Here is a 7507-nt window from a genome sequence, read left to right as displayed (position 1 = left end):
AAAGTACTTATTTTATTGATAATTTGTACGTTCCATCGCCATTATCATATTTATATACATACAAATAATACTTACCTGGTTTTGCATTCATTTTTGCCTCTATATGATTTCCATTAGCTTGACCGTAAGCTGCATAATTTTGCATATCTGATTCATGGTGCAGCACCCATGTCATCCCGATTCCATACTCATTTAAAACGGAAATATCGATATCTTTCGCTGATGCTACATTAAATGTATAAACATCAGTGTGGTCCCCGCCAATAAGGCTACCTTTTATCGTACTATTTAGCCCGATACGATTTGCTTCCTCTGGACGATTATTTGGTTCTGATTCTGTTAAACTTCCATCTTTAATCGTAACAGTTGTTTCACTTCTGCTCTCTTTGCCTTTATCATCTTTTACTCTTAACGATACTTTATAAGAACCTTCTCTTTCATATACATGTGCTGGATTCACTTCTGCACTTGTGCTTCCATCTCCAAATTCCCATAAATAAGAAACAATTTTTCCATCTTCATCGTTTGAGCCATCACTTTTAAATTGAATTCCCTCTTTTACAAGACCGCTATAAGGGCCATTTATATTAACCGTTGGAGCTTTATTTTCTCCGTCATCTTTTGCGATTCCATGGAAGACTACATCATATTCAAATTCATTTGAACTATTCACACGATAATTGACGAAGTATGCTGTAACAGTTTTGTAGCCACTCCATTCTTTTTGCGCCAATTGTTCTAAAGATTCATTTACTCTTTTACTCATTGCTTTCCAATCTTCTGATTCACCTTTTGTGACACTACCTGTATACGTACCTTCTAATGTAAATGTATTAAAGAATTGAGAATTATGTTTTGTCATTTTTGTATCTTTCATAGGCAACGTATCACTAATTTCTTTCTTCACCGCTGCTAACGACTTCGTTGCATGTTCAGCTAAATAATCATCTGCTACTTCCGGTACATTATATTTATCTTGATTATCGATTAGCTGCTGCATATACTCTTGATACTCTTTATTTAACTTAGGATCTTTACTTAGATTTTCACGATATGCATCATAATTTTTCACGTCATTCGCTCGAATTAAATCTTGAATTTTATCAAACGTTTCAAATTGATGTGTATATAAATAAGATTGCAATGCGAACGAGTAATTATAGAAATCCCAAGAACCGTATTTAGCAAATAGTGTACGCTCTGCTGTATAACGGCTTGCAGGATCAGATGATAATCCGCTAATTATACTCTTTCTTGGTACAACGTTATTCGTACGAGTAGATCCTGCGAAAAACTCTGCATTTCCTTCTTGGAACCAAGTTAGCCTTTCATTTTGATACATATCTCCTCTTCCAAATAAACCAGGAACTTCATATCTCCCTTGCAGATAATGAGTAAATTCATGACGGAATAACTCTTCTAAACTATAAATACTTTGCTCTGGTGTACGCTCATATGTAAAGAATGTACCTGTCTCTTCAATATAAATTCCACCGTTGTTTGTTTCATATCCATACAATTGTCTATTTAACTGATATTCATCTGGACTATTATAAATTACGATCGTTAATACATCATCCGCATTTCCTGGCTCTAACGCTTTGTCATTTCCAATTACCCGGTGATACTGTGCCTTTACTTCCTTCGCAGCCCAATATAGTCTCTTAATTTTTTCTTCTGATACTTTATCTCCTGTTTTGAACACAATTGATCCATCGTCGAATGTATACGTTTTTGGTAAGTATTGCTCTTTTCCTTCTTTACGTATTTTCTCTAAATCTACTGTATTCCCGCTATAATCTTTACCATTATAATTTGTTGTAATTTGTTCTACCGCAACAAAATACGGTTCACTTAAGCGCGGGTACATATGCATTGCTTGTGTAACAACCTCTAATCCTTTATTTGGATTACTATGAAACTTCCCTAAACGGCTAGCAAAATAAATGCCATTATTAACGAGCCATTTATTTTCTGGCGTTACTTCATTTAGAAGAGCAATACGATTTATTTCATTAATAAACCCATCTACTTTTCCATACCACATCGTTTCATTCGCTTCTTTACGAGCCACAGTTAAGTACGACTGTATATCATAGTCAATACCTTGCATAATATCGTATATTGCTTGTCCCTTCATTCGATCATTTACATAAGTAGTATAATTATCATTGTATTGCTTTAAAATATTCGATGCGTATTGAACCGTTTCAACATCACTTGAAGCATTACTAATTAATTTACCGTATGCAGATACGACTGTATCTTGTTCAACTGTACCAAGCTTAAAATTCGGATTTTTTGCGATTGCTTTTAAAGCAGGTAAACATTTGTCCTGGAAGCTTCTTTCATTTAAGTCGCTTAATTCACTATTATAAAATGCAAGATAAAAAGCTGAACGCAGCACTTCAGTAAACGCTTGAATTCCTTTTGAATCATCTTTCGTAAATGTACTACCTCTATGAGCTAATTCATCTATAATGACTTGCATTTTTCCTTTATCTTTATAAAAAGCCTTTGCATCTTCATTAAACTGGAATAAGTCTGTAATTTGGTGCCACTTAATACTGCCTAACGTTTCAACTAATTCTTGATCATTCATTTTGTTTAAATCAGCCATTGAATAGCTTTCTTTAACTTGCTTTACTGCAGTTTTCTTCGTAATAGATGCTGGTCGCTGTGAAAAATCTCCTACTTTTAAACGTTCTTGAAATGATAAAGTTTCATCAACTTTTGAAATATGTCCAACTTCATCTACCGACTTTTCAATTCCAACCGGTTTCGTTTTCAACACGTTATACGGTGCTTTTTCTTCTGCTGCTGCATGAGTTTGAAGTGCGCCTAACGATAAAGCCATTGTACTAATGCTAAGCATCACTTTATTGATCTTTGATTTCTTGTTCATATCCTTGCCCCCTATTTTAATATTCCATTCAAGAATTTAACATAAAATCTGGATGTAACAATATAAAATGCAATATTTCATATTATTTCTTCCTATAATTTGTACATATCGTGAACACATTGCTCTTTACCTCCCTAAAACAAATTGCATCCTTTCACATTATAAAAAGGGAATTTTTTGACAATTTAAAACTTAATTGTTATGATTATTATAATTGTTAACTTTATTAAATAAGGGTGGGATTCTATGATAAAAAAAGAAAACAGTGTATTTTATATCTCCTTCTTGCTAACAACATTATTCATTATATGGGGAATTACCCCAGCAAGTTGGATACAAGGCTACGATTTACAAAGTGTTACATCTTTTTTAAACTCATTTATCCTCAATAAATTTGGGTGGTTTTACTCTCTACTTATGACTACAATGATTATTTTGGCTGCTTATTTAGCATTTTCTAAGTTCGGTTCTATTCGTCTTGGTAAAGATGGAGAAAAGCCAAAATATAATTATCCATCTTGGCTATCCATGTTGTTTGGAGCAGGAATGGGGATTGGACTCCTCTTTTATGGAATCGCTGAACCGATTTCACATTTTACAGATCCATTAACAGGAAAAGCGGGGACAGAGGAAAGTGCCAAACTCGCTATGCAATATTCATTTTTCCACTGGGGTCTCTTTCCATGGTCACTATACGCAATGGTCGCTTTAACAATTGCATATTTCACATTCCGCAAACAAAAAGGTGGCACTATCGGGGCTACAGTTACTCCATTATTTAATCGATCGAAAAATTCTCGTATCGGAAAAACAGTCGATATTTTAGCTGTTTTAGCCACAGTATTTGGCATTGTACCATCTGTTGGGATTGGTGCTCAACAAATTGCTGGAGGATTAAGCTATTTATTCCCTTCTATTCATAACACTTTACTTACACAGCTCGTACTTATCGCCATCTTCGCCGTTTTATATTTAACGAGTGCACAAACTGGCTTAGATCGTGGGATTAAATATTTGAGTAACTTAAATTTCTCTCTTGCAGGTATTTTACTCGTCTCCTTTTTATTTTTAGGGCCAACCGTATTTATTATGAAATATTTCACATCTACACTCGGTTCTTATATTGGAGCTTTGCCTAGTATGGGATTAAATTTAGGAGCATTTAATGAAAAATCTTCTTCTTGGATTGAAAACTGGACTATTTTCTATTGGGGATGGTGGATTTCTTGGTCTCCATTCGTCGGTACATTCATCGCTCGTATTTCTAAAGGGCGCACAATAAAAGAATTTATTTTTGGAGTTGTATTAGTCCCGACTCTTATCTGTACATTTTGGTTTGCAGTATTTGGTGGTACCGCAATCCATATGGAAATGTTCCAATCGCTTGGAATAGCTGATGAAATTGCAAAAAATGGTACAGAGATTGGATTATTTGCTGTTATTTCACATCTACCATTCTCTACATTTTTAACGATTATCGGGTTAATTTTAGTAGCCACATTTTTCGTTACTTCTGCCGATTCAGCAACATTTGTTGTTTCCATGCAAACGAGTAACGGAAGTTTATCACCGAAAAATAGTTTAAAACTTATATGGGGATTAACAATCGCGATAATTGCCGCTATTTTATTACAAGCTGGAGGATTAAATGCACTACAAATCGCAGCTATAATTGCTGCGCTACCATTTTCTATTGTAGTCGTTCTTATGGTTACTTCACTCTTTAAAGAGCTACGAAAAGAAGATGTTAATTTGCAAACGAAAGAAGTGCCGAAAAAAATAAAAAAGGTTATGTAACGATTGGCGCCTCAAATCACTTCTAAATCCGTAATAAAACCCATTCATATGAATGGGTTTTTCACTCTATTATATAGTGTTGTAAACATGCTTTTTCCTCAAAACCTACTTTCTTGTACAATTTCATCGCATGATCATTATTCGTATTCAAACATAGTACTATCTCTCTCATCCCTTGGAAAGAGAAAATATACTGAATTGCCCCTTGCAATATCCGCTCTCCGACACCTTTTCTTCTACTATTTTCAGCGGTTGCAATAAATTCAATATTAGCTTCATGAAACTCCGGATTTACTTCAACATATACATAACCTTCTAACTTACCATTCTTCATACTTACAAATAATTTATTCGTATCACTTAAACGTTCAATGATTTCATTTCCTTCATAATATGTATTAGGAAAAATATTATTATGTAAAACAATAAACTGCTCAAATACTTGTTGAGATGCTTCCTCTACTTGATTTATTGTACATTGCTCCACATTAGTTTTCTTTAAAATTAAAACGCTATGTTTCTCTTGTTTTTTAGCTTGTAAATATTTCATAAAGTCGATACCATTACTATTTTTCACGTGATAAAATCCATGAAACTTTTGAATATGAAGTGGAATTTTCTCGATAAGTTTCTTCCACATACTTAAAGCAATCTCTCCCCAATTCGAAGCTATAATAAAAGGCCCCCAAATCTCCGCACTTTCGCTTATCTCATCTATATCAAATCCTAATACACCTACAATTTCATTATTATCATTATAAGAAACGACAAAAGACTTCTCCCACCCTATATCAGAAAAACCATGAAGAATAGCGTCCAATATTTCTTCATGATTTTCCCCGCAATAACCAACATGCTGCGTAATATCTTTATTCATCATCGAAATAAATTCTGCAGCTTCTTCGATCTTTGAAATAGAATTAATATGCATAACTTCCCCTCCTTTTCTAATACACTTAGACAATCACTAGTAATATCCTTCTCTAGTAAAAAAAGACATCATCATATGCATGTTTCTAATAAAACCGCCATGATAATGTCTTCTCAAAAAAGCAAAAATTAATTATATATAATAATAAGATTAAACGTTATTTATTTCTTAAATAATCTCTTTCTAAATACGAACATACTTAGTGCGGAAAGAACAAGTGTTATGCCAGAAAGTAAAGTCGAAGTGCTAGCTTCACCGCCTGTTGATGGTAAAAATTTCTTACCTTCCTCTGGCTTATTAGTATGTTGTTTATTTAAAGTGTCTGCTTTTCTTCCCTCGTTTTCAACAACTTGATTATTCCCTTTTGGCTCTTGATCCAATCCTGTTGCTGATTCTTTTACTTCTTTCTTTGGTTCTTTCGCTTCTTTCTTTGGTTCTTTCGCTTCTTCAACTTCTTTTGTTGGCTCTTTTTCTTCTTCTTTTGTTCCTTCAACTTCTTTTACCGGCTCTTTCACTTCTTCTTTTGTTCCTTCAACTTCTTTTACCGGCTCTTTCACTTCTTCTTTTGTTCCTTCAACTTCTTTTACCGGTTCTTTCACTTCTTCTTTCGATCCTTCAACTTCTTTTACCGGTTCCTTCACTTCTTCTTTTATTTCTTCAACTTCTTTTACTGGTTCTTTCACTTCTTCTTTTGTTTCTTCAACTTCTTTTACCGGCTCTTTCACTTCTTCTTTTGTTCCTTCAACTTCTTTTACCGGTTCTTTCACTTCTTCTTTTGTTTCTTCAACTTCTTTTACCGGTTCTTTCACTTCTTCTTTTGGTATTAATTTTTCTACTATATTCTGCATTACAATGCCACTATATAATATGCCAGTCTCATAATGATCTGCATCTAAATCAAATTCATATATTTTTTCTCCTAAAGTACGCCAAATGATTCCCTCATCAGTAAGCGTTCCACCTTCACTCTTTAGTGTAATTTTTTCAATTGGCTCTCCCTCTAAATCATATACAGAAATTTTCACTTCTTTATTTATTTCTGCATCATCCAAAATGACCTTTTGCCTTCTAACATCAATTGTTATCCACTGACCTAATTGTATTAATGGCCTTACATCACGAATCTCATTTTCAGCTAATTTTAAACTAAGTAAGTCTAGCATTGATCCAAGAACCGTTACATCTTTAATACGATTATCTGTAAGATTTAACCACTGTAAATTTTCCAATGAAGATAGTGGTGTTATATCTTCAATTTGATTATGAGATACATTCACATTATTCAATTGTTTCAAGTTTGAGATGAACTCAATATTTTTCAGGCCTACTCCTTCTAAAGTGAGTTTTTCTAAGTTCGTCATATACTCTAAACCTGTTATATTTTTTATCTCATTTCCATTTTCTTTAAGTATCTCTAATTTTTTAATCTGTAATAAATCTTCTTTTGTAATAGGAGCGTTTAAATTCTCTCTACCTAAATTCTCTTTATTAATATGTTGTTGTAAAGTTTTATCGAGAATTACATTTTCCTTTTGTTCATTATCCTCTTTTATTGTTTCCTTGATTTCGTCTAATCTTTCAACAACATTTTGAATTACTGTTCCATTAAACTTAATACGGTTCTCTTCTGGCTTTATATCCAACGTAAATTCGTATGTTTTTTCACCAGTAGTCCCCCATTTAACAGAACCATTATTAACTATCCCATCTTCACTCTTCAATTGAATAGTATCAAGTGGCTCTCCTTGTAAATTATAAATAGGTATTTTAACTTCCTTATCTTTTTCTACATTATCTAAAAAGATTTTTTGTCTTTGAATATCGATATATATTCTTTTTCCTAGCTCTTGAACAGGTCTAACATCACGAATTTC

General features: G+C 33.3%; 4 protein-coding genes. 1 reads left to right on the top strand and 3 read right to left on the bottom strand.

Annotated features, from left to right (window positions below):
• Window positions 1-7: 7 nt before the first annotated feature.
• Entirely contained in the window at window positions 8-2905 is a 2898-nt protein-coding gene (colA, locus tag ACQGS6_RS19450) for a collagenase ColA (RefSeq protein ID WP_001036401.1), read from the bottom strand.
• Window positions 2906-3151: 246 nt separating this feature from the next.
• Between colA and opuD the strand changes: the two genes are divergently transcribed.
• Entirely contained in the window at window positions 3152-4702 is a 1551-nt protein-coding gene (opuD, locus tag ACQGS6_RS19445; protein ID WP_426965451.1) for a glycine betaine transporter OpuD, read from the top strand.
• A gap of 61 nt (window positions 4703-4763) precedes the next feature.
• Here opuD and ACQGS6_RS19440 read toward each other — a convergent pair whose 3' ends face one another.
• Entirely contained in the window at window positions 4764-5633 is an 870-nt protein-coding gene (locus ACQGS6_RS19440) for a GNAT family N-acetyltransferase (protein ID WP_000547921.1), read from the bottom strand.
• 161 nt (window positions 5634-5794) lie between these two features.
• Window positions 5795-7507, bottom strand: a 1713-nt coding sequence (locus ACQGS6_RS19435; RefSeq protein WP_426965450.1) for an LPXTG cell wall anchor domain-containing protein, incomplete at its 5' end; no start/stop codon positions are given.

The sequence above is a fragment of the Bacillus sp. GMs2/2 genome, assembly GCF_050172095.1.
In the GTDB taxonomy this organism is placed as follows: domain Bacteria; phylum Bacillota; class Bacilli; order Bacillales; family Bacillaceae_G; genus Bacillus_A; species Bacillus_A cereus.
The sequence above is the reverse complement of the archived record's forward strand: the minus strand, read 5'-3'. Positions and strand labels throughout refer to the sequence as shown.